Source organism: Streptomyces odontotermitis, from assembly GCF_050510915.1.
GTDB lineage: Bacteria > Actinomycetota > Actinomycetes > Streptomycetales > Streptomycetaceae > Streptomyces.
This window is the reverse complement of record NZ_JBNJLS010000005.1, coordinates 204,186-226,765: the sequence shown is the minus strand read 5'-3', so window position 1 is coordinate 226,765 and position 22,580 is coordinate 204,186. Positions and strand designations below refer to the sequence as shown.

21 protein-coding genes are annotated in these 22,580 nt (G+C 72.8%); 17 read left to right on the top strand and 4 right to left on the bottom strand.

What is annotated here, in order from left to right; translation table 11 throughout:
- Positions 1–31: 31 nt before the first annotated feature.
- Both ACQB60_RS16995 and ACQB60_RS16990 read left to right on the top strand, forming a co-directional pair.
- Complete coding sequence (locus ACQB60_RS16995; protein ID WP_496926821.1) at positions 32–583, top strand: TetR/AcrR family transcriptional regulator; 552 nt, start codon at positions 32–34, stop codon at positions 581–583.
- Positions 580–2,133: an MFS transporter gene (locus ACQB60_RS16990; protein WP_496926820.1), complete on the top strand. Its 1,554-nt coding sequence runs from the start codon at positions 580–582 to the stop codon at positions 2,131–2,133. Before ACQB60_RS16995 ends, ACQB60_RS16990 begins: the two co-directional genes overlap by 4 nt.
- Positions 2,134–2,218: 85 nt before the next feature.
- On the opposite strand, the gene ACQB60_RS16985 is transcribed toward ACQB60_RS16990, so the two are convergent.
- Complete coding sequence (locus ACQB60_RS16985; protein ID WP_496926819.1) at positions 2,219–2,908, bottom strand: lysophospholipid acyltransferase family protein; 690 nt, start codon at positions 2,906–2,908, stop codon at positions 2,219–2,221.
- Positions 2,909–3,250: 342 nt separating this feature from the next.
- On the opposite strand from ACQB60_RS16985, the gene ACQB60_RS16980 reads away from it, so the two are divergent.
- The 3 genes from ACQB60_RS16980 (at position 3,251) to ACQB60_RS16970 (ending at position 5,589) form a co-directional block, all read left to right on the top strand.
- Positions 3,251–4,417: a glycerophosphodiester phosphodiesterase gene (locus ACQB60_RS16980; protein ID WP_496926818.1), complete on the top strand. Its 1,167-nt coding sequence runs from the start codon at positions 3,251–3,253 to the stop codon at positions 4,415–4,417.
- A gap of 73 nt (positions 4,418–4,490) precedes the next feature.
- Positions 4,491–5,048: a sigma-70 family RNA polymerase sigma factor gene (locus tag ACQB60_RS16975; protein ID WP_496926817.1), complete on the top strand. Its 558-nt coding sequence runs from the start codon at positions 4,491–4,493 to the stop codon at positions 5,046–5,048.
- 37 nt (positions 5,049–5,085) lie between these two features.
- On the top strand, positions 5,086–5,589 hold the full coding sequence (locus ACQB60_RS16970; RefSeq protein WP_496926816.1) for a GNAT family N-acetyltransferase: 504 nt from the start codon (positions 5,086–5,088) through the stop codon (positions 5,587–5,589).
- Here the strand turns inward: ACQB60_RS16970 and ACQB60_RS16965 are convergent.
- Positions 5,576–6,013 carry a hypothetical protein gene (locus ACQB60_RS16965; protein ID WP_496926815.1) on the bottom strand — a complete coding sequence of 146 codons (438 nt, stop codon included), beginning with the start codon at positions 6,011–6,013 and terminating at the stop codon, positions 5,576–5,578. The genes ACQB60_RS16970 and ACQB60_RS16965 overlap by 14 nt on opposite strands.
- Before the next feature lies 1 nt (position 6,014).
- Entirely contained in the window at positions 6,015–6,374 is a 360-nt protein-coding gene (locus ACQB60_RS16960; protein ID WP_384843252.1) for a hypothetical protein, read from the bottom strand.
- Positions 6,375–6,443: 69 nt separating this feature from the next.
- On the opposite strand from ACQB60_RS16960, the gene ACQB60_RS16955 reads away from it, so the two are divergent.
- From ACQB60_RS16955 to ACQB60_RS16915, 9 genes are all read left to right on the top strand, one after another.
- Positions 6,444–7,103 (top strand): HAD-IA family hydrolase, encoded by a 660-nt coding sequence (locus ACQB60_RS16955; protein ID WP_496926814.1) that lies wholly within the window; start codon positions 6,444–6,446, stop codon positions 7,101–7,103.
- Between the two features lie 391 nt (positions 7,104–7,494).
- Positions 7,495–8,550, top strand: a complete 1,056-nt coding sequence (locus ACQB60_RS16950) for a methionine ABC transporter ATP-binding protein (protein ID WP_496926813.1) — start codon at positions 7,495–7,497, stop codon at positions 8,548–8,550.
- The gene (locus tag ACQB60_RS16945; protein WP_496926812.1) at positions 8,547–9,281 is read left to right on the top strand and encodes a methionine ABC transporter permease; all 735 of its coding nucleotides are present in this window, start codon (positions 8,547–8,549) and stop codon (positions 9,279–9,281) included. The genes ACQB60_RS16950 and ACQB60_RS16945 overlap by 4 nt, the downstream gene beginning before the upstream one ends.
- A gap of 93 nt (positions 9,282–9,374) precedes the next feature.
- Positions 9,375–10,193 carry a MetQ/NlpA family ABC transporter substrate-binding protein gene (locus tag ACQB60_RS16940; protein WP_496926811.1) on the top strand — a complete coding sequence of 273 codons (819 nt, stop codon included), beginning with the start codon at positions 9,375–9,377 and terminating at the stop codon, positions 10,191–10,193.
- 150 nt (positions 10,194–10,343) lie between these two features.
- Entirely contained in the window at positions 10,344–10,997 is a 654-nt protein-coding gene (locus tag ACQB60_RS16935; protein ID WP_496926810.1) for a GNAT family N-acetyltransferase, read from the top strand.
- A 152-nt stretch (positions 10,998–11,149) separates the two neighbouring features.
- Positions 11,150–12,367, top strand: coding sequence for a precorrin-6y C5,15-methyltransferase (decarboxylating) subunit CbiE (cbiE, locus tag ACQB60_RS16930; RefSeq protein ID WP_496926809.1), 1,218 nt, complete (start codon positions 11,150–11,152; stop codon positions 12,365–12,367).
- 410 nt (positions 12,368–12,777) lie between these two features.
- Complete coding sequence (cobT, locus tag ACQB60_RS16925; RefSeq protein WP_496926808.1) at positions 12,778–16,497, top strand: nicotinate-nucleotide--dimethylbenzimidazole phosphoribosyltransferase; 3,720 nt, start codon at positions 12,778–12,780, stop codon at positions 16,495–16,497.
- Positions 16,498–16,813: 316 nt separating this feature from the next.
- Entirely contained in the window at positions 16,814–18,058 is a 1,245-nt protein-coding gene (gene cobA, locus ACQB60_RS16920; protein WP_496926807.1) for a uroporphyrinogen-III C-methyltransferase, read from the top strand.
- Positions 18,059–18,170: 112 nt separating this feature from the next.
- Positions 18,171–18,998 (top strand): TrmH family RNA methyltransferase, encoded by an 828-nt coding sequence (locus ACQB60_RS16915; RefSeq protein ID WP_496926806.1) that lies wholly within the window; start codon positions 18,171–18,173, stop codon positions 18,996–18,998.
- On the opposite strand, the gene ACQB60_RS16910 is transcribed toward ACQB60_RS16915, so the two are convergent.
- On the bottom strand, positions 18,989–20,371 hold the full coding sequence (locus ACQB60_RS16910) for a serine/threonine-protein kinase (protein ID WP_496927099.1): 1,383 nt from the start codon (positions 20,369–20,371) through the stop codon (positions 18,989–18,991). The two genes, ACQB60_RS16915 and ACQB60_RS16910, sit on opposite strands and share 10 nt — an antisense overlap.
- A 196-nt stretch (positions 20,372–20,567) precedes the next feature.
- Between ACQB60_RS16910 and ACQB60_RS16905 the strand changes: the two genes are divergently transcribed.
- From ACQB60_RS16905 to ACQB60_RS16895, 3 genes are all read left to right on the top strand, one after another.
- Positions 20,568–20,858, top strand: coding sequence for a DUF8836 family protein (locus ACQB60_RS16905; RefSeq protein WP_384843283.1), 291 nt, complete (start codon positions 20,568–20,570; stop codon positions 20,856–20,858).
- A 198-nt stretch (positions 20,859–21,056) separates the two neighbouring features.
- Entirely contained in the window at positions 21,057–21,260 is a 204-nt protein-coding gene (locus tag ACQB60_RS16900) for a hypothetical protein (RefSeq protein ID WP_496926805.1), read from the top strand.
- 301 nt (positions 21,261–21,561) lie between these two features.
- Positions 21,562–22,530: a phosphotransferase family protein gene (locus ACQB60_RS16895; RefSeq protein ID WP_496926804.1), complete on the top strand. Its 969-nt coding sequence runs from the start codon at positions 21,562–21,564 to the stop codon at positions 22,528–22,530.
- The last annotated feature ends 50 nt before the right edge of the window (positions 22,531–22,580 follow it).

Here is a 22,580-nt window from a genome sequence, read left to right as displayed (position 1 = left end):
GGAGATGTCTCACGTGCGTTAAGGTCGTCTCATGTCAGTCGACCGCGCCCATGTACTCCGCAGCGCAGCCACCCTCCTCACCCGCAAGGCCACCTCCACCATGGACGAGGTGGCCCGCGCGGCGGGCATCAGCCGAGCCACCCTCCATCGCCACTTCGCGGGCCGCGACGCCCTCGTCCGCGCCCTGGAGGACCTCGGCCTCCAGGAGTGCGAGGCCGCCCTCGACGCGGCCCGCCTGGACGAGGGCGGCGCGGAGGAGGCCCTGCGCCGCCTGGTCCAGGAGATCGAACCCGCCGCGGGGCTGCTCGCCTTCCTCGTCACCGAGAACCAGCTCTTCGAGGGCGACTCCATGAACGAGGGCTGGGCCCGCCTGGACGAGCGCGTGGCCGCCCTGTTCCGGCGCGGCCAGGAGAGCGGTGAGTTCCGCATCGACCTGAGCCCCGTATGGCTCACCGAGGCGCTCTACGGCCTCATCGGCTCGGGCGCCTGGGCCGTCCAGGACGGCCGGGTCGCGGCCAAGGACTTCTCGTACATGATCTCCGAGCTGCTGATCGGCGGCGCCCGGCGGAGGGTGGAGTCATGAGCAGCACACAGCAGCGCGCGACACCCCCGCCTCCGCCCTCGTCCCCGTCGTCCGAGGTGGAGAAGAGCCCCGGCCGCTGGCTGGCGCTCGCGGTGCTCGTCCTCGCCGTCCTCCTGGTCGCCGTCGACGCGACCGTGCTCGGCCTCGCGACCCCGTACATCAGCGAGGACCTCAAGCCGTCCGGCACCCAGCTGCTGTGGATCGGCGACGTCTACTCGTTCGTGATCGCCGGGCTGTTGGTGTCCATGGGCAGCCTCGGCGACCGCATCGGCCGCAAGAAGCTGCTCCTGACGGGCGCGGTCGCCTTCGGCGCGGTCTCGGTGCTCAATGCCTACGCCACGAGCCCCGAGATGATGATCGTGGCTCGGGCGCTGCTCGGCGTCGCGGGCGCGACCCTGATGCCGTCCACGCTCGCGCTGATCCGGAACATCTTCCACGACCCGCGCGAGCGCAGCCTCGCCGTGGGCATCTGGGGCGCCATGGCCTCGGCGGGCGCGGCGGTCGGGCCGGTCGTCGGCGGCTTCCTGCTCGAACACTTCTGGTGGGGCTCGGTCTTCCTGATCAACCTCCCCGTGATGGCGGTCCTGGTCCTGGTCGGCATCAAGCTCCTCCCGGAGTCGAAGAACCCGGCACCGGGCCCCTGGGACCTGATGAGCGTCGCGCTCTCCCTCATCGGCATGATCGCGATCGTGTACGCCATCAAGGAGGCGGCCGCGCACGGCTTCCGCTGGGACATCGCGCTCGCGGCGGTCCTGGGCGTGGCGGCGCTCACCTGGTTCGTGCGCCGTCAACTGACCCTCGCGGCGCCCCTGTTGAACATGCACCTGTTCCGCAACCGGGGCTTCTCGGGCGCGGTCCTGGCCGACCTGCTGACCGTGCTCGGCCTCTCGGGCCTGGTGTTCTTCCTGTCCCAGTTCCTCCAACTGGTCCAGGGGAGGCGCCCGTTCGAGGCGGGCCTCGCCGAACTCCCGGCCGCGGTCGGGGCGGTGACGGCGGGGCTGATCGCAGGCATGGTCGCGCGCCGCTTCTCGGTGCGGGCGGTGGTGGCGGGCGGACTCGCGGCGGTGGGTCTCGCGCTCGCCGCGCTCACCGGGATCAGCCAGTCCACCGGCTACCCGCTGCTCGGCGCCTCGCTCCTGGTGGTCGGCGTCGGCGCGGGCTTCTCGTTCACGGTCACCGCCGACGTGATCCTCTCCAGCGTGCCCAAGGAGCAGGCGGGCGCGGCCTCGGCGGTCTCCGAGACGGCGTACGAACTGGGCGCGGCCCTCGGCATCGCCCTGCTCGGCTCGATCGTGACGGGCGTCTACCGCGACTTCACGGCCCCACCGGGCACGCCGCCCGACGTGGCGTCCGCCGCCCACGAGTCCCTGGGCGGCGCGGTCGAATCGGCGGCGACGCTCCCGCCCCGCACGGCCGAGCCCCTCCTCGCCTCGGCCCAGGACGCGTTCGTGGACGGCCTGCGCCTGGCCTCAGCGGTCGGAGCGGGCGTCCTCCTGGCCACGGCGGTGGCGGCCTGGTTCCTCCTCAAGGGCCAACGCCTGGAGTCGTAGCCCCTCCGCAACAACAACGCCCGCCCCGTCGCGGGGGGGGGTTGACCCCAGCGACGGGACGGGCGCGCGAAGCGTGGAGAGCGGGCTACGCCGCCTTCGCCTTCGTGGCGTACATGTCCACGTACTCCTGACCCGACAGCTCCATGACCTCGGTCATCACCGAGTCCGTCACGGCCCGCAGCACGTACCGGTCCCGGTCCATCCCCTCGTACCGGGAGAACTCCATCGCCTCACCGAACCGCACCGTCACCTTGCCGGGCCGCGGCAGCCCCTTGCCGCCCGGCTGCAGCTTGTCCGTGCCGATCATCGCGAAGGGCACCACGGGCGCCCCCGTCATCAGCGTCAGCCGGGCGATCCCGGTACGGCCCCGGTACAGCCGCCCGTCGGGCGAGCGCGTTCCCTCCGGGTAGATGCCGAAGACCTTGCCGTCGTCGAGGACGCGCCGCCCCGTCATCAGCGCGGCCACACCGCCCCGGCCGCCGTCCCGGTCCACCGGGATCATGCCGACGCCGGTGAAGAACCACGCCATCAGGCGGCCCTTGAAGCCCTTGCCGGTCACGTACTCGTCCTTGCCGATGAAGAACACCGGCCGGTTCGTGACCAGCGGCAGGATCATCGAGTCGATGAACGTGAGGTGGTTCCCGGCCAGGATGACCGGACCGCTCCCCGGGATGTTCTCGGCGCCTTCTACCCGCGGGCGGAACATCAGGCGCAAGATCGGTCCGAGCACTGCCTTGATGAGCGCTAGACGGGACAACGGGCCCTCCGGGGTCAACGAGTTCGATGACGAGTCTGACGAGTATGTGCAGGTGAGGACGATACTCGCGGGTCAGGCCCGAGCGCACATCGGGTTCACCGATCCGATACGCAGTGTTGACGTGGGCTCGCGCGGCGTAACCGCCCTGTCATCCTCCTGTGAGGACCGTAGCCGCGAGGGAACCGTGTTGTGCGGGGTCGTGGTGCTTGTCACGTCGGCCGGAGTGCCGGCCGGGTCGCCGCGCAGGCCGCACCACCGCATACGCGCCGTCATCCCCCGTTTCACCCCAGGTCTCCCCCCTGTCACGCACGGGCACCTACGATCGGTCCCGCTTTGTCAGGTACATCGAGGGGAGCGCTCATGGCGACGCAGGGATCGAAGCGGCAGCAGGGGACGAGTCCGGGGCGGCGCGCCGTCCTGGGGGCGGCGGTGCTCGGCGCGGGCGTGGCCACGGTCGGGCTGCCCGGCGTGGCGAGAGCGGGGGAGAAGCACGGCCACGGCGGCTACAAGGACCTGCCCGTCCCCACGGTCATCGCGCACCGCGGCACCAGCGGCTACCGCCCCGAGCACACGCTCGGCTCCTACCAGCTGGCCCTCGACATGGGCGCGCACGTCATCGAGGCCGGCGACCTGGTGCCCACCAAGGACGGCCACCTCGTCTGCCGCCACGAGAACGACATCACGGCCACCACGGACGTCTCCGCCCACTCCGAGTTCGCCTCCCGCAAGACGACGAAGACCGTCGATGGGGTGCCGATCACCGGCTGGTTCACCGAGGACTTCACGCTCGCCGAGCTGAAGACCCTGCGCGCCAAGGAGCGCATCCCCGGCACCCGCCAGCGCAACACCCTCTACGACGGCCGCTGGGAGATCCCCACCTTCGAAGAGGTCCTCCAGTGGCGTGAGCGGCAGAGCAGGAAGCGCGGCAGGCAGGTCTGGATCCACGTCGAGACCAAGCACCCCACCTACTTCCGCAAGATCGGCCTCGGTCTGGAGGAGCCGCTCGCCAAGCTGCTGCGCAAGTACGGCCTGAACAAGAAGAACTCGCCCGCCTTCCTGCAGTCCTTCGAGCCCAGCTCCATCCAGCGCCTGAACAAGCTCGTGGGCAACCCGCTCGTCGTCCTCCTGTCGACCGCGAACTCCCGCCCCTGGGACTTCGTCGAGGCGGGCGACCCGCGCACCGTCGCCGACCTGATCAAGCCCGAGGGCCTGGACTGGATCGCCTCGTACGCGCAGGGCATCGGCCCCACCCTCGACCTGGTCATCCCGAAGAAGGCGGACGGCAGCCTCGGCACCCCCTCCACCCTCGTCAAGGACGCGCACGCGGCGGGCCTGATCCTGCACCCGTACACGATGCGCAACGAGAACACCTTCCTGCCCACGAACTTCAAGAAGGGTACCGACCCGAACGCCTACGGCGACGCCTTCGGCGCCTTCAAGGCGTACTTCGAGACGGGCATCGACGGCGTCTTCTCCGACAACTGCGACACCGCGCTGCTCGCCCGCGAGGACTTCGTCAACGGTTAGCCGCCCGGCCCCACTTGGGGGGAACGGTGCCCGCCCCGGCAACCTCGCGCCGGGGCGGGGACGTCCCCCGGGCATGACCCTCACGACCGCCGCAGACCCCGCGACCCGCGCGCAGGACCTGCTCACCGCCCTGCACCCGCTGCTGACCGCCGAGGCCGCCGCCGAGGCGCACGCCTCCGGCACCGACCCGCGCGACCTCGAACAGGGCGTCTGGCTGCGCCTGTTGGAGCGCCTGGACGCGGGCGGGCCGCCCCAGGACACCGCCGACTGGCTGCGCCGCACCGTCGGCGCCGAGGCCCGCCGCCTGCGCACCGCGACCCAGCACGAACTCCCGTACGCAGGTCAGCCCGCCGAGCCCGCTGACGACACCGAGCGCGGCCCCGAACAGCGCGCCCTCACCGCGGACCGCCGCCGCGCCGTGCACGCCGCCGTGCGCAGGCTCCCCGGACGCTGCCCCCGCCTCGTGGCGGCACTCCTGTCCCCGAAGGACCTCACCTACCGTGAGATCGCAGGGGAGTTGGGTATGTCACAGGGCAGTCTGGGGCCGGAACGTTCCCGATGCCTGGGATGTCTGCGCAGAATGCTGGCGGCGGAGGTTGCGGCTCCTGAACCCTGGGGAAAGGAGCGTTAGACAACCGGTGGAGCAGGTGAGCGGGAGGCATGCGCACATGGGCATGAGCGTGACCATCTCGGCGGCGGCCGACGACCAGGATGTCGCCGAGCAGATCCTCAAACTGCAGTACCTCTGCTACCAGAGCGAGGCCGAGCTCTACGGGGACTACACCATCGAGCCCCTCACGCAGTCCCTCGACTCCCTCAAGGCCGAACTGGCCTCCGACACCGCCCTGGTGGCGCGCCTCGGGAACGAGGTGGTGGCCTCGGTCAGGGCCACGGTCGACGCGGACGGCACGGCGCGGATCAACAAGCTCATCGTCCACCCGCGCATGCAGCGCCACGGCCTCGGCGGCCGGCTGCTCGCCGCCATAGAGCAGCGGATCGGCGGAGCGGCCAAGCGCTTCGAACTCTTCACGGGCCACCGCAGCGAGAGCAACCTGCAGCTGTACCGCAAGCACGGCTACACCCCGGTGCGGACCCAGCGCGTGCACGACCGGCTCACCCTGGTGACCCTCTCCAAGGAGGCCGAGGCCCGGGCCTACGTCACGAGCGCGTAGCGGCTTGCGCGCGGCGCGCCCTGGTCAGCCAGACCATCGCCGTCACCGGCAGCAGCACGGGGATGAAGAGATAGCCCATCCCGAAGTCCGACCAGACCGTGGCGTCCGGGAAGGCGGCGGAGTCCGCCAGCGTCCAGGTGCCCACGGCCAGCACGCCCACGAGCTCGGCGGCGCAGCACACCAGCGCCGCCCTGCGGGCCGTCTCCCCGCCGCGTACGAGCGAGTACGTGATGAAGCCGTAGACCACCCCGGCCACGGCCGACAGCGAGTACGCGAGCGGGGCCCTGTCGAAGTCCGTGGCGATCTGCACCACGGAGCGGGAGACCGCGCCGACCACCATCACGCCGTACAGCCAGACCAGCAGGATGCCGGGGCCGGTGATCAGCTTCTGCCGGGTGCGGGGCTTCTCGTCGGCCACGGTCACCTCAGCCTCCCCAGATGTCGTAGAGCCGCACTTCGAGGACGGCGAGGACCACGCCGCCCGCGGCGACCGTCGCGGAGCCCCAACGGGTGCGCTCCGCAAGGGACATGAAGCCCGCCGCCGGAACGCAGGCGAAGGCGCCGAGCAGATACGCCACGAAGATCGTCGTCCCCTGCTCCGGCTTCTCGCCGCGCGCCAGCTGGACGATGCCGACGATCAGCTGCACCACGGCGAGGAGCGTGACCACGCCCATCCCGATGAAGTGCCAGTCCTTGGTCGGCTGGTCCCGGTAGGCGGCGAATCCGCACCACGCGGCGAGCGCGAGCGCGGCGACGCCGGTCGCGACCGTCAGGGCATCAAGCATGCCGAGACCCTATTACGGGCCAAAAGGCCCGATGCGCCGACCCCCGGTACGCCCCCGTAGGGTCGGGGCATGAAGATCCACGCTGACGCCCTCCTGTTCGACAACGACGGCACCCTCCTGTCCTCCATGGAGTCGGTGTACCGCTGCTGGACCCGCTGGGCGCAGGAGTACGGGATCACCGCCGAGGACTTCGCCGCCGTGGAGCTGCACGGCCGCCCCGCCGCCGAGATCGCCGCCGACCTGCTGCCGCCCGAGAAGGTCGCCGAGGCCGTCGCGCGCATCGAGGAGCTCGAGGTCGAGGACGTGCCGGGCGGGGGAGTGCACCTGCTCCCGGGGACCCGCGAGCTGCTCGACTCGCTCCCCGAGGGCCGCTGGGCCGTCGTCACCTCCGCGACCCGGCGCCTGGCCGAGGCCCGGCTCGCCGCCGTCGGCGTCGAGCCCGCCCTCGTGATCGCCGCCGACGACATCACGCGCGGCAAGCCCGACCCCGAGCCCTTCCTGCTCGCCGCCGCCAAGCTGGGCGCCGACCCGGAGCGCTGCGTGGTCTTCGAGGACGCCCCCGCCGGGCTCGCCGCGGGCCGCGCGGGCGGCATGAAGACCGTGGCGTTGGCCACAACGCACACGCCGGACGAGCTCGCCGCGTTCGCCCCCGACGTGGTCGTGAAGGACCTGTCGGCCGTGTCCGCACTGGCCACCGAGGCCGGCGTGGAGATCACCGCCGAGGACTGAGCGCACCCCCGGGGCCGTCCAGCGCTGTCCGCTATACGGACAGCGGGGGCGGCCCCTGCGCTCATGTCTGCTTTACTTACCGCATGACCACGACGAGCAGCCGCACCCTTGCGACCGAGGCGATGACGACGCCCGGTGCTCGTTGTATGTGTCGAATGTGCGCCTTCTGAGGGCCCCCGCACCACCTCTGAGCCTCGCGCCCCGAAGCGAAGCCGCTGTGCCGCGCCCTGCCCGACGTACGTGAAGTAGTCGACGCAGGAAGCGAGCCCGCCCCGCGCACACGTCCTCCGGTTCCACCGCACCATCACCGCGAGAACCGTGCCGCGTTCCGAACGAATGCCCCGTGCCCGGCGCACACCGCGCCGCGCACTCGACAGTGACGGAAACCCCTGTGATCACCACTTCCGGCCTGACCAAGGTCTACCGCTCACGCGGTCGTGAAGTAACCGCGCTCGACGGCGTCGATCTGCACGTGCGCGAAGGGGAGGTGTACGGCGTCATCGGCCAGTCCGGCGCCGGCAAGTCCTCCCTGATCCGCTGCGTCAACCTCCTGGAGCGCCCCACCTCCGGCACCGTGACCGTCGCCGGCCAGGACCTCACCGCCCTCGCCGGGCGCGGCCCGCGCGCGGGCAAGGAGCTGCGCCGGGCCCGCAACCGCATCGGCATGGTCTTCCAGCACTTCAACCTGCTGTCCTCGCGCACCGTCCAGGACAACGTCGAGCTGCCCCTGGAGATCCTCGGCCTCAGCGGCCGCGAGCGCTCCCGCAAGGCCCTCGAACTCCTCGACCTGGTCGGCCTCGCCGACAAGGCCAAGTCCCACCCGGCCCAGCTCTCCGGCGGCCAGAAGCAGCGCGTCGGCATCGCCCGCGCCCTGGCCGGCGATCCGAAGGTGCTGCTCTCCGACGAGGCGACGTCCGCCCTCGACCCGGAGACCACCCGCTCCATCCTCCAGCTGCTGCGCGACCTGAACGAGCAGCTGGGCCTGACCGTCCTGCTCATCACGCACGAGATGGACGTCGTCAAGTCCGTCTGCGACTCCGCCGCCCTCATGGAGCGCGGCCGGATCGTCGAGTCCGGCACGGTCAGCGAGCTGCTCGCCACCCCCGGCTCCGAACTGGCCGCCGCGCTCTTCCCGGTGAGCGGCGACGCGACGGGCGCCGACCGCACCGTCGTGGACGTCACCTTCCACGGCGAGGCCGCGACGCAGCCGGTCATCTCGCAGCTGTCGCGCACGTACAACATCGACATCTCGATCCTGGGCGCCGCGATGGACACCGTCGCGGGCAAGCAGGTCGGCCGGATGCGCATCGAACTGCCCGGCCGCTTCGAGGAGAACGTCGTGCCGATCGGCTTCCTGCGCGAGCAGGGACTGCAGGTCGACATCGCGGGCGACGACGCCCCCGCCCCCGCGGATTCCCCGCTGCTGGTCAAGGAAGGTGCCAAGTGACCTGGTCGGAGATGCAGCCGCTGCTGGAGCAGGCGTGTTGGGACACGCTCTACATGGTCGGCTGGGCCACGTTCATCGCCGTCGTCGGCGGTCTGCCGCTCGGCATCCTGCTCGTCCTCACGGACAAGGGCGGAATGCTGCAGAACGCCTTCGTGAACAAGGTGATCGGGCAGATCGTGAACATCGCGCGGTCGATGCCCTTCATCATCCTGATGGTCGCCCTGATGGGCTTCACGCGCTCCATCGTCGGCACCTCCATCGGCCGCGATGCCGCCATCGTGCCGCTCGCCGTCGGCGCCATCCCGTTCTTCGCGCGGCTCGTCGAGACGGCGGTGCGCGAGGTGGACCACGGTCTCGTGGAGGCCGTGCAGTCGATGGGCGGCAACACCTGGACCGTCGTGCGCAAGGTCCTGGTGCCCGAGTCGCTGCCGTCGCTGATCTCCAGCGTCACCACGACCATCGTCGTGATCATCGGCTACTCGGCCATCACCGGCGCCGTCGGCGCGGGCGGCCTCGGCGACATCGCCATCCGCTACGGCTACCAGCGCTTCGAGACCGACCTGATGTGGATCACCGTCGGCATCCTCGCCGTGGTCATCTCGATCATCCAGTTCGCCGGCGACTGGGCCGCGCGCTCCCTGCACCGCCGCGGCGGCCGCTCGGGCGCCGCACCCAAGCTGCGCTTCCTGCGCGCCGCCGCCCCCAAGAACGACCCGGTCAAGGTCGCTTAGGCCGCCGCGGCCTCATGAGCCGCCGACCGGTTCAGCACCGCTCCCCGCGCACCTCTTGCGGGGATCGCACCACCCCTAGGAAAGGCACTTTTCGTGCGTAACACCGCCAAGATCACCACCGCTGCCCTCGCCGTCGGCGCCCTCACCCTCGGCCTCACGGCCTGTGGCGGCTCCGACGACGACAAGGCACTCACCGTCGCCGCGACCCCGACCCCGCAGGGCGAGATCCTCCAGTACGTGAAGGACAACCTCGCCAAGAAGGCCGGACTCGACCTCAAGGTCCAGGAGTACACGGACTACGTGACTCCCAACACCGCCGTCCAGCAGGGCGAGGTCGACGCCAACTACTTCCAGCACAAGCCGTACCTGGACGACTTCAACAAGAAGAAGGGCACGGACATCGTGCCGGTCCCGGGCTCCACCGTGCACCTGGAGCCGCTCGGCGTGTACTCGAAGAAGATCAAGAAGCTCGACGAGCTGGAGAAGGGCAACACGGTCGCGCTGCCCAACGACACGACGAACGAGGCCCGCGCCCTCAAGCTCCTCGCCGACAACGGCCTGATCGAGCTCAAGGACGGCGTCGGCTTCACGGCCACGCCCAAGGACATCGTCAAGAACCCCAAGGACCTCAAGTTCAAGGAGCTCGAGGCCGCCCAGGTGCCCCGCTCCCTCGCCGATGTCGACGCCGCGGTGATCAACGGCAACTACGCCATCGAGGCCGACCTCAGCCCGAAGAAGAACGCCATCGTGGCCGAGGCCGTCAAGGGCAACCCCTTCGGCAACTTCCTCGCCGTCAAGAAGGGCGACGAGAACAAGCCGGAGGTGAAGAAGCTCGCCAAGCTCCTCACCTCGCCCGAGGTCAAGAAGTTCATCGAGGACAAGTACGACGGCGCGGTCGTCGCCGCCTTCTGAGCCCTCTGAAGAGGCTCCTCCCACGGGGTCCACTCCTGCGACAGGAGTGGACCCCGTGGTGCGTCCGTGCGCCACCATGCTGCATGCTGGGCAGTTCAGCTGGCCCTCGGACGACGGTACTTGAGGGCCATGAGGGTTACGGAGCGCCGCATGACCACAGCTTTCTCGGGGTTCCCCGACATCTCCATCAGCACGGAGCGGTTGGTGCTGCGCCCGTTCGAGGAAGCCGACGTCCCCGCGTACGCGGAGATGATGAGCGACGAGCACGTGACCGCCTGGACCGACGCGCCGCAGCCCTACACCGAGGCCCACGCCCGCACCTGGATCACCGAACTCGCCCCGGCGGAGCGGGCGGAGGGCCGCGGCATCGCCTTCGCCGTCACGGAGTTCCTCACCCAGCGCCTGGTCGGCATCGTCCGTCTGTGCAACACCGACTGGCGGGTGCGCTCCAGCGAGCTGAGCTACGTCGTCGCCCCCTGGGCCCGCGGCGAGGGCTACGCCTCCGAGGCGGCGCTCGCCACCGCCCAATGGCTCTTCCACGACCAGCAGTTCGAGCGCCTGGAGCTGCGCACCGCCGCCGACAACACCGCCTCCCAGCAGGTCGCCCAGAAGATCGGCTGCATCAGCGAGGGCGTCCTGCGCGGCGCCTGGATAGCGCGCGTGAAGGACGGCGGCGACCCCCTCGGCGGCTGGCTCGACACCCGCACCGACCTCATCGTGTGGAGCCTGCTCCCCGAGGACCTCGAGGGCGCGGGCGACCAGCTCGCCGAGAGCGGCTTCACCGCCTTCTCCGACTGGAACTGACCGCGGGCCCGGCCCAAGGTCCCGCCCGCCGCACCCCGCGGGCACCATCCCGGTCCAGCAGGTACTCTCGCCGTGGCCGCGTGCGCGGGCTGCCCGTCGCAGCCACCCCTGCCGCACCTGACGACCCGCGAACACCCAGGAGAGAGACGACGATGGCGGACCGGGTCACGGTGATCGGCTGGGACGGCACGCCGCTGACCGCCGCGGCGCGCTCCGCGCTCGGCGCCGCGACGCTGGTCGCGGGCGCCGCCCACCACCTGGCACTGCCCGAGGTGCCGCAGGCCGCCGAGCGGATCCGGCTCGGCAGCGTGAGCCTCGCCGCCCGCCGCATCGCCGCCCACCGGGGCACCGCGGTCGTCCTCGCCGACGGCGACCCGGGCTTCTTCGGTGTCGTCCGCACGCTGCGCGCCCCCGAGTTCGGCCTCGAGGTCGAGGTCGTGCCCGCCGTCTCCTCCGTCGCCCAGGCGTTCGCCCGGGCAGGGATGCCCTGGGACGACGCCCAGGTCGTCGTCGCCCACCGGCGCACCCTGCGCCGCGCCGTGAACGTCTGCCGCGCGCACACCAAGGTCGCCGTCCTCACCTCGCCCGGCGCCGGGCCCGCCGAGCTCGGGCTGCTCCTGGAGGGCGTCCACCGCACCTTCGTGATCTGCGAGGAGCTCGGCACCGACCGCGAGCAGGTCACCGTCGTCACGTCCGACAAGGCCGCCGACCACTCCTGGCGCGACCCGAACGTGGTCATCGTCATCGGCGGCCCGGTCGCCGGCGACAGCGGCTGGATCGCGGGCCGCGACCCCGCCTCCGAGGACCGCGGCTGGGCCCTGCCCGCCGCCGCGTACGGCGGCGACGTACGGCTCGGCGAGGGCGAGTCCGACCAGCTGCGCGCCGCCCAACTCGCCCGCCTTGGCCCTCGCGTCGGCGACCTCGTCTGGGACATCGGCAGCGGCAGCGGCGCGTTCACCGCGGAGTGCGCCCGGTTCGGCGCCGCCGTCATCGCCGTCGACCAGGACCCGGAGGCGTGCGCCCGCACCACGGCCCTGGCCCGCCGCCTCGGCGTCGAGGCCCAGGTCGTCCAGGGCGCCGCCCCGCACGTCCTGGAGAACCTGCCCGAGCCCGACGTCGTACGGGTCGGGGGCGGGGGAGCGGCCGTGGTCTCCGCCGTCGCCGACCGCCGCCCCGCGCGCATCGTCACGCACGCCGGGACACGCGACGCCGCCGAACTCATCGGCAGGGACCTGACGGAGCACGGCTACGCGGTCGACTGCGCCCTCCTGCAATCCGTCGAGCTGGACACACGCGCCTGGACGGAGAAGAAGCGGACGGTCGTCTTCCTGCTCTCAGCAGTATTGGAGCGGCGCGAAGCGCCTCGTTGAGGGGCGGTGGTCGGGCGACGGGCGGGACTGGTGGAACGCTCCCCGTGACCCCGCGCTGCGGCGGCCCGAGGTAGGCTGGCCGATCGTTGTACTGCTCCCGGGTGTCCGTCAGTTCGTCGGTCAATGTCCGGAAAGCTCGCCCGTTTTGAGGGGTGCGTGTGGTACGGCAGGACCGGAGGACGCGCGAAGTGGCGCAGTCCACAGCGGAGCGTGGCGGATCCACCCGCCACGGGGGCGGGCCGACCGGAACAATGCCTGTTGACGGCGTTGTCGTCAGTCCGTACGTGCCGCGCGGCTCACACGCTCGTTGAGAAGAACGGGCGGTTGGTGCGCCGCTCCGGTCAAGGGGTCACCCGGGCCGAGGGGCCGCGGGGGGCGAAGGAGCACTAACCGATGGGCGAGGGGTTCGCATGACCGACACCGGCCAGGTCCCGGCCGAGGGACTGCCGGAGAACGCAGGAGGCGCCGCTCCCGGGCCCGTTGAGGGCCCCGGGGCTCAGCAGCCGGGCGTTCCCGCCCCGGGTGCGTACACCTTCCTCGACCCCTCCGAGACCGCCGCTGACGACGATGACCTGCTGCTGATGCCGGGCGCCCAGGGCGCCTGGAGCGAGGCGCAGGCTCAGGTCCAGGCCCAAGCCCAGGCCCAGGTCCAGGCGCCCCCGGCCCACGCGGCCCCGGCCCCGCAGGGCCTGCAGTCGCAGCCTGCGCACCAGCCCGGCCCGCACGAGACGGCGGGCCGGGACAGCGGTTCGGTCGACCTGAACGGCGTGCAGATGCCCGGCACCCAGACCACCTCGCCCGCCGGTCACGGCGGCCCCGCCCGCCGCCCGCTGCACCGCGGCCCCGCCACTCCGGGCCCGGGTGTGCCGGACGGCGCGGGCAGCCCCGTGCGCTCCCTCGCCGACCGCGGCCCCGCAGCCGGCGCGCCTCAGCACGCCGTTCCCGTACGTCAGGCGGGGCCCCCGACCACCGGCCCCGAGTACTTCGACATCCCGCGCGACGAGGCGGCGCCGCTGCCCGGCCCGCAGCTCGGCGAGATCCCGCCCCAGGGCCTGACGCCGTGGGCGGCGCAGCCGCAGACTCCGGCCGGACAGCCGCAGACCCCGGCCGAGCAGCCGCAGGTCCAGTTCGCCCTGCGGGGAACACCCGCAGAAACGGTCGTCCCAGAGGGCGCACCGGCCCCGGAGGCCCCGGTGGCCTCACACGCGACTCCCGTCACACCTTCAACTCCCGCACCACAGCAGCCGGAACAGCCGACGATCCCGGAGCCCACGCCCCCCGAGTACGCCCAGGCCCAGGCGCAAGCCCAGGCCCAGACCCCGGCGCAGTCCCCGGAGTTCCAGCCCGTGCCGCCCGCCGAGCCCGCACAGCAGTGGGTGGACGCCCCGCAGGCCCACGCGGCCGCCCCGCTCGGCCAGTTCGTGCCCGTGGAGGGCTCGGTCCCGACCACCCCGCACCTCGCGCCGACGCCCCCGCGCCCCGTCGCCGTACCCCCGGAGTACCTGGAGCCGGAGCAGTCGCAGGAGCCCCAGGACCCCCAGCAGCAACCGGAACTGCAGCAGCCGCAGGAACCGCAGCAGCCCCAGGAGCCGCAGCAGCTCCAGGCCGTCGAGCCCTCGGAGCCGGAGGCGCCCCAGGAGGTGTCCCAGGAGGCGCCCGCCCCTGAGGCGCAGGCCGAGACCGCAGTCCCGGAGGCCGCCCCCGAGCCCGCGCCCGAGACGGCGGCTCCCGAGGCCGTGGCCCCGGAAGCACCGCAGCCCGAGCCCCTCACGCCCGAGCCCGCGGTCGGCGAGCCCGCGCCCACCGTGCCCGCGCCCCGTGACGGCGGCCCGGCAGCGGAGGCAACTCCCGCGCAGGGAGCGCCCGTTGAGGCCGTGACGGTCGCCGAGGAGCCCGAGCCGACGGCCACCGCGCCCGAGGCCACCGAGCCCCGGCAGGAAGCGGAACCGGCCCAGGAGCCCGTCCAGGAGCCCGTCCAGGAACCGGTTCAGGAGCTCCCCCAGGAACCCGTACAAACGGCCGTACAAGAGACCCCGGCACCCACCCCCCAGCCGGAAGCGGCGGAGGCGGCGGAGGCAACGGAATCAGTGGAAGCAGCGGAAGCGGCGGAAGCGGCGGAAGCGGCGGAGTCCGAGACTGCGGAGCCCCTCCCGGCGGACGCGGCGACGCCTCTCCCGGAGCCCCCCACGGAGCCGACCGCCCAGGTCCAGGACCAGGTCCAGGCCCAGCCGGCGTCCGAGTCCGTGTCGGCCGAGTCCCTCACGGACCAGGCCCCGGCCGCCGAGCCCGCCCCCGCGCACCTGGCTCCCGAGCAGCAGGCCCCCGAGCACGCGGCCCCCGAGGAGCTCGTCCCCGAGCAGCAGCCCGCCCCCGACCAGCCCCCGGCGGAGCCGACCGGCACCCCCGCCCCTGGCTACGACGAGGCCGAGCGCGAGGCGGTGCTCCGCGTCATGCGTGAGCGCCGCGACATCCGCAACGGCTTCCGCGGCGACCCGATCCCGCACGAGGTCCTGCTCCGCGTCCTGGAGGCGGCCCACACGGCGCCGTCCGTCGGCCATTCCCAGCCCTGGGACTTCGTCGTCATCCGCTCCGCCGAGACCCGGCGCACGATGCACGAACTGGCCATGCGCCAGAAGGACGCGTACGCCAAGTCCCTCCCCAAGGGCCGCGCGAAGCAGTTCAAGGAACTGAAGATCGAGGCCATCCTCGACACCCCGGTGAACATCGTCGTCACCGCCGACCCGACCCGCGGCGGCCGCCACACGCTCGGCCGGCACACGCAGCCGCAGATGGCCCCGTACTCCTCGGCCCTCGCGGTCGAGAACCTCTGGCTCGCGGCCCGCGCCGAGGGCCTCGGCGTCGGCTGGGTCAGCTTCTTCGACGAGCGCGAGATGGTCCGCACGCTCGGCCTCCCCGAGCACCTGGAGGTCGTCGCTTACCTCTGCGTCGGATACGTCGACGAGTTCCCGGACGAGCCGGAGCTGATGCAGGCGGGCTGGTCCAAGCGCCGCCCGCTCTCCTGGGTCGTGCACGAGGAGACGTACGGCCGTCGCGCGCTGCCCGGCGAGGAGCCGCACGACCTGCTCGCCGAGACCGTCGCCAGCATCCGCCCGCTGGACGCGAAGGCGCTCGGCGAGGCGTGGGAGCGGCAGAAGCGCATGACGAAGCCCGCGGGCGCGCTCGGCATGCTGGAGATCATCTCGGCCCAGCTCTCCGGCCTCTCCCGGATGTGCCCGCCCCCGATCCCGGAGCCCGCCGCGGTGGCGATCTTCGCGGGCGACCACGGCGTGCACGCCCAGGGCGTCACCCCCTGGCCGCAGGAGGTGACGGGCCAGATGGTCGCCAACTTCCTCGGCGGCGGCGCGGTCTGCAACGCCTTCGCGAGCCAGGTCGGCGCGGAGGTCTGCGTCATCGACGTGGGCGTGGCCTCCGAACTCCCGGCCACCCCCGGCCTGTTGCCCCGCAAGGTCAGGCCCGGCACGGCCGACATGACGACCGGACCGGCCCTGACGCGCGAGGAGGTCAAGGCGGCCGTCGAGGTGGGCATCGAGACGGCCCGCGACCTGGTGGCGGCAGGCAACAAGGCTCTGCTCACCGGCGAGATGGGCATCGCGAACACCACGGCGTCGGCCGCCCTCATCTCGGTCTACACGGACACGGACCCGGCCGAGGTGACGGGCCGCGGCACGGGCATCAACGACGAGACCCACGCCCGCAAGATCGAGGTGGTCCGCCGCGCCCTCGACCTCCACCGGCCGGACCCGGCCGACCCGATCGGCGTGCTCGCGGCGATCGGCGGCCTCGAACACGCGGCGATGGTGGGCCTGTTGCTGGGCGGCGCGTCCCTCCGGACCCCCGTCATCCTGGACGGCGTGAGCGCGGGCGCCGCGGCGCTGGTCGCCCGGGCCATCGCCCCCGAGGTCCTGGCGGCCTCCATCGCGGGCCACCGCAGCGCCGAACCGGGCCACGTCGCGGCCCTCAACAAGCTCGGCCTGCGCCCCCTGATCGACCTGGACCTCCGCCTCGGCGAGGGCACCGGCGCCCTCCTGGCCCTCCCGGTGGTCCAGAGCGCGGCCCGTGCGATGCACGAGGTGGCGACGTTCGACTCGGCGGGAGTGACGGAGAAGTAGCCCGCGTCAGCGGCAGCCGTCCCACCTTCGTCCGTGGGCGGCTGTCCCGCCCTCGTTCGTGGGCACCCGTCCCGCACGGCGGGACGGGTGGGCATAAACGCCCCCGGCCCGCAGCGGACGACGGGACAACCCGCCCCCGGGGGCCCGGGGCGGAGCCCCGGTTTCGGGAAGGGGCGGGCTCGGGGAAACGAAACAACCCCACCCCCGCCATACTGAACCCGCACGTCAAAGCCCCCGCACCCAGGTCGCTCCACTGCCGCAGCGGCCCCGCTGAAGCACCGCCTCGCCCGAGGACACGCACGAGGAGCCACCCACCATGGCCGACCACCCGGCGACGACCCCCGCCTACCCCGTAGGACTCCGCCTCTCCGGCCGCAGGACGGTAGTCCTCGGCGGCGGCCAGGTCGCCCAGCGCCGCCTCCCCGCCCTCATCGCCGCAGGCGCGGCCGTCACCCTGGTCTCACCCACCGCCACCCCCTCCGTGGAGGCGATGGCGGACGCGGGCGAGATCACCTGGGAGCGCCGCCCGTACGCCCCGGGCGACCTGGCCACGGCCTGGTACGCCCTGATCGCCACCGACGACCCGGAGGCCAACACGGCCGCGTCGGCCGAGGCCGAGGCACACCGCGTCTGGTGCGTCCGCGCCGACGACGCCGACGCCGCCACCGCCCTCACCCCCGCGACCGGCCGCTCCGAAGGCGTCACCGTCGCCGTCCTCACCACGGACCTCCAGGGCCGCGACCCCCGCCGCACCGCCGCCATCCGCGACGCCGTCGTCGAGGGCCTGCGCGACGGCACCCTCGTCGCCCCGCACCACCGCGGCCGCACCTCCGGCGTCGCCCTGGTCGGCGGCGGCCCCGGCGACCCGGACCTGATCACGGTCCGCGGCCGCCGCCTCCTCGCCGAGGCCGACGTCGTCATCGCCGACCGCCTCGGCCCCCGCGACCTCCTCGACGAACTCCCGCCGCACGTCGAGGTGATCGACGCGGCGAAGATCCCGTACGGCCGCTACATGGCCCAGGAGGCCATCAACAACGCCCTGATCGAGCACGCCAAGCAGGGCAAGTCGGTGGTCCGCCTCAAGGGCGGCGACCCGTTCGTCTTCGGGCGCGGCATGGAGGAGGCGATCGCCCTCGAGGAGCAGGGCATCCCCTACACCGTGGTGCCCGGCATCTCCAGCTCCATCTCGGTCCCCGGCGCGGCCGGCATCCCGGTCACCCACCGCGGCGTCGCCCACGAGTTCACGGTCGTCAGCGGCCACGTCGCCCCCGACGACGAGCGCTCCCTGGTCGACTGGCCCGCCCTCGCCGCCTCGCGCGGCACCCTCGTCGTCCTGATGGGCGTCGACAAGATCGGCGCCATCGCCCGTACGTTGATGGCGCACGGCAAGCCCGCACAGACCCCCGTCGCCCTCGTCCAGGAGGGCACGACCGCCGCCCAGCGCCGCGTGGACGCGACCCTCGCCACCGTGGCCGAGACCGTCGTGACCGCATCGGTGAAGCCCCCGGCGGTCATCGTCATCGGCGACGTGGTGAAGGTGGGACCCGCACACCGCGCCTGACACGACCGACCAGCACACGAGTAACCAGCGGTACCAGCACGCGAGTAACCAGCGGTAACGGAACTCCCTCCCAGCCGTTGGCACCGCATCCCGGACAAGGCAGTATCACCCTGTGGCCGATCTCAGCAGCATCGAAACCATCGAAGACCCGGCGGACCCGCGCCTGCGCGACTACACGGGCCTGACCGACGTCGAACTGCGCCGCAAGCGCGAGCCCGCCGAGGGCCTCTTCATCGCCGAGGGCGAGAAGGTCATCCGCCGTGCCAAGCAGGCGGGTTACGAGATGCGCTCGATGCTGCTCTCGGCCAAGTGGGTCGACGTCATGCGCGACGTCATCGACGAGGTCCCCGCCCCGGTGTACGCGGTGAGCCCCGACCTCGCCGAGCAGGTCACCGGCTACCACGTGCACCGCGGCGCCCTCGCCTCCATGCAGCGCAAGCCGCTCCCCACGGCCGACGACCTGCTGCGGACGGCCCGCCGCGTCGTCGTCATGGAGTCGGTGAACGACCACACCAACATCGGCGCCATCTTCCGCTCGGCGGCCGCCCTCGGCATGGACGCGGTCCTGCTGTCCCCGGACTGCGCCGACCCCCTCTACCGCCGCAGCGTCAAGGTCTCGATGGGCGCGGTCTTCTCCGTTCCGTACGCCCGCCTGGAGTCCTGGCCGCGCGGCCTCGAAGGCGTGCGCGAGGCGGGCTTCAACCTCCTCGCCCTCACTCCGGACGAGAAGGCCCGCACCCTCGACGAGGCGGCGCCGCACCGCATGGACCGCGTCGCGCTGATGCTCGGCGCGGAGGGCGACGGACTCTCCACCCAGGCGCTGGTCGCGGCCGACGAGTGGGTCCGCATTCCGATGGCCCACGGCGTGGACTCGCTGAACGTGGGAGCGGCGGCCGCCGTCGCCTTCTACGCGGTGGCGACGGGCCGCCCTCAGCTCTGATTCCGCCGGGCCCCGGAACCGAATCCGCTGCCGGACCCGGCGTCCGGGCCGAACCGCTCCTGGGCCACGCCCGGTGAGCGGTGCCCGCCGTTGCCGAGCCCGTCATTCCCGAGCCCGCGCGCGGGCCCCTGGCATCCCTGCGCCGCGGCGATCCCGAGGGCCACGAGCAGCGTCACGACCACGAAGACGAAGAGCCGCTGGCGCAGCAGCCGCGGATTGGCGGGCCGCCGCCCCGTGCCCGTGGTGCGCGGCCCCTGCCGCCCCGCACCACTGCGCGGCGCGGGCCTGCTGCCCGAACGGCCCGTGTTCCGGGCCCCGGTGGGCCGGGCGCCCGAGCGCGCGGAACCGGACTGCGACCGGGAGGCACCCGGCTGCGACGCGCTCGGCCGGGACGTGCCGGGCCGGGACGAGCTGGGCCGCGGCGGGGGAGTGCCGGGCTGGGTGCGCCGCTGGGTGCGCTGGTCCGCGTAGCTCTCGGCGAGGCGCCCGGTCGGCCGGTCCTGCTCCTGCCGCGGCGCGGGCGGCCGCACGTCGGCCAGCCCGCCCTGGGCCTCACGCGCCGCGATCTCCTTGAGCCTGAGCGACAGCTGCAGCGTGCTGGGCCGCTCCTCCGGGTCCTTGGCGAGACAGGCGCTGATCAGCGGGGCGAGCGCGTCCGGCACCCCGCCGAGCTGCGCCTCCTCGTGCACCACGCGGTAGAGCATGACCTCTGAACTGCCGTGCCCGAAGGGAGAGTCGGCCATCCCCGCGTACGCCAGTGTGGCGCCGAGCGCGAACACGTCCGTGGCGGGCGTGACGGCGGCCCCGCGCACCTGCTCGGGCGCGAGGAACCCGGGCGAGCCGACCGCGGTCCCCACATGCGTGAGTGTCGAGGCGCCGGTGGCCCAGGCGATGCCGAAGTCGATGATCCGCGGCCCCTTCGGGGACAGCAGGATGTTGGAGGGCTTCAGGTCCCGGTGCACCACGCCCGCCTCGTGCACGGCCACGAGCCCCTCGGAGAGCGCCGCACCGACCGCGGCCACGTCGGCCGCCGACAGCGGCCCCTCGGCGGCGACCTTGTCGTGCAGCGAGGGCCCTGGCACGTACTGGGTGGCGAACCACGGCCGGTCGGCCTCCAGGTCCGCGGCGACGAGCCGGGCGGTGCAGCCGCCACGAATGCGCCGCGCGGCCGACACTTCCCGCGCGAACCGCGACCGGAACTCCTGATCCTCCGCCAGATCGGGCCGGATCACCTTCAGCGCGACCCGCTGCCCCCTCCGGTCGGAGCCCAGGTAGACGACCCCCATGCCGCCGGCGCCCAGGCGCCTGTGCAGCCTGAACGAGCCGACGACACGCGGGTCCTCGCGCCGGAGCCGCATCATCGCCATGTCCATCCCCGCTGCCCGGTCCGTCTGACGAGCCACAGCTTACGTTTCCACGGCCGGGCACGTGCAGAGGCCGCGCCCTCGCGGTCCGATCGATTGTCAGTGCCGGATGGGAAACTTGAAGAGTGGTCAGGACGCGGCGGAGCGGCGCTCGTTGCCGCCCCTCGCACCGCCAACCATCCATCGCTGAAGGGGGATTGATCCCGTGAAGGGTGATCGCGTGGAGATAGTCGTGGACGCCGGTGACACGACCCGGACGTACGAGGTGGTGGCGAGCCGAGCGGGCCGCAGAGTGGAGACGGCGGTCCGCAGGGGAGTCGTGGAAGTGAGCGAAGTCACCCGCAGCGGCTCCGTGGTGCGCACGGCCCGCTTCATGTCGACCCGCGTCCTCGCGCTGGTCGAGCAGCCCGTCCCGAGGGAGGACACCTCAGAGCGCACGCCCGAGCACACGACGGGTCAGAGCGGGCGACCCCTCCGGGAAGACCCCGAGTCCTAGGACCCCTTCTCCACCCACGGGAGTACGCGATCGTCGCGCGGTCATCCTCCGGGAGGCCCGCCAATCGATACGAGGGCATGACGTCCCCAGCGCCCCGCGCCCCTAGATTTGAGGTCAAGCGGCGGGTGCAGCACTCGTCCCCCGAGGTCAGCCACCCGCCGCTTGCCAGAACCAAAGAATCGAGCCGGGAGAGGAACCATGGCGGACACGGCACCGCGGACCATGGTCCGCACGCAGGGGCGCAAGACCTTCGCGTTCGGCGCCCGCCCGTCCGGCACCCGCCATCCCTTGGTGGCGACAGCCATGGTCCTTCCTCTGGCGGCCCTGCTCGTAGTCGTCTTCGGCGGCTGGGACGCAGTGGTCACACAAGCGTCGTCCGTGGGCGTGATGCTGGGGCGCTGAGCGGCGCCCCAGGCCCGGAAGAGCGGTCCGGGCGGGGACATCCGGCCATGAAACCCCGTGGGGACGGGGGTGCGGCGGACGGCATGACGGCCCGCGCAGCTGGGGAGCTGCGCGGGCCGTCGCCGTATTTTGCGCCTAAGCCGGCGCCGCTTTCGCGGACCAAATTGCTCGCCGTGGTGGTTCCTCAATTGATGGTTCCGGGGGTCCTGGCTTCGCACTCATGCCGCCCGTCCGGCGCTTGAGGGCGAACTCGCCCGGGGCTGGGGAAACTCCCGCCCGAGCCCCTGCGTACGCTCACCCCGTGCCCCCGCCCAACCCCCTCGTCCCCGCCCTCCAGGCCACGGCCCACGCCCTGGTGCACGCCACCCCGGAGTGCCCCTGCACGTGCGAGAGAGCCTCCCTGGCGGACCGCCCCGACGCGACGGTCGTCCGCCACGGCACCGCCGTGGCCAAGGCACACGCTCCCGGAACGGACCCCACGGAACTCTCCGTACGCCTGGCCGTGGCCGCACACCCCGCCCTCACCCGCACCCTCCTCCCCCCACTGCACCCGTCCGCCACCCCCCTCCACGACCGCCAGGTCACCCTCTGGCCGCACGGCACCCCCGTGGACCCCGACACCCCCGAAGCCGCCCCCTGGGAGGCCGCGGCCACCCTCCTGGCCGGCCTCCACCGCGTACCGCCCGCCGAACTCCCGCACCCGCTCCCGGACATGAGGGGCCCCGAGAAGTCCGCCCGCGCCCTGGCCCGCCTCCGCGCAGCGGGCCCGCACCCCGCGGCGGCCCCCGTCGAGCGAGCCTGGCGCACCCTGCCCCCCTGGGCCCGCGCCGAGACCCCGGACCCCACCCGCGACACCGTCTGCCACGGCGACTTCCACCTGGGACAACTGGTCCGGGCCCCGGGGCAACCGTGCGAGGAAGGGGCATGGCGCCTCATCGACGTCGACGACCTGGGCCTCGGCACCCCCGCCTGGGACCTCGCCCGCCCCGCCGCCTGGTACGCCTGCGGCCTCCTCGCCCCCGAGGAGTGGACCCGCTTCCTCACCGCCTACCAACAGGCGGGCGGCCCCGCCGTCCCGCCGCCCGGCACCGACCCCTGGCCCGCCCTGGACGTCCCGGCCCGCGCCCTCACCATCCAGACCGCGGCCCTCGCGATCGCCAAGGCGGTCACGGAGGGACGTCGCCTGGACGAGGTCGAACAGGCTGTGATCGACACCTGTGACCGAATGGCCACCCTCCCGCCCGAGTTCGCGACCGAGCAGGCCAAGTAGGGTGCAACGCACCGAAGCCGGGAAGAGATCCGGCCAAGCAGTCACGACCG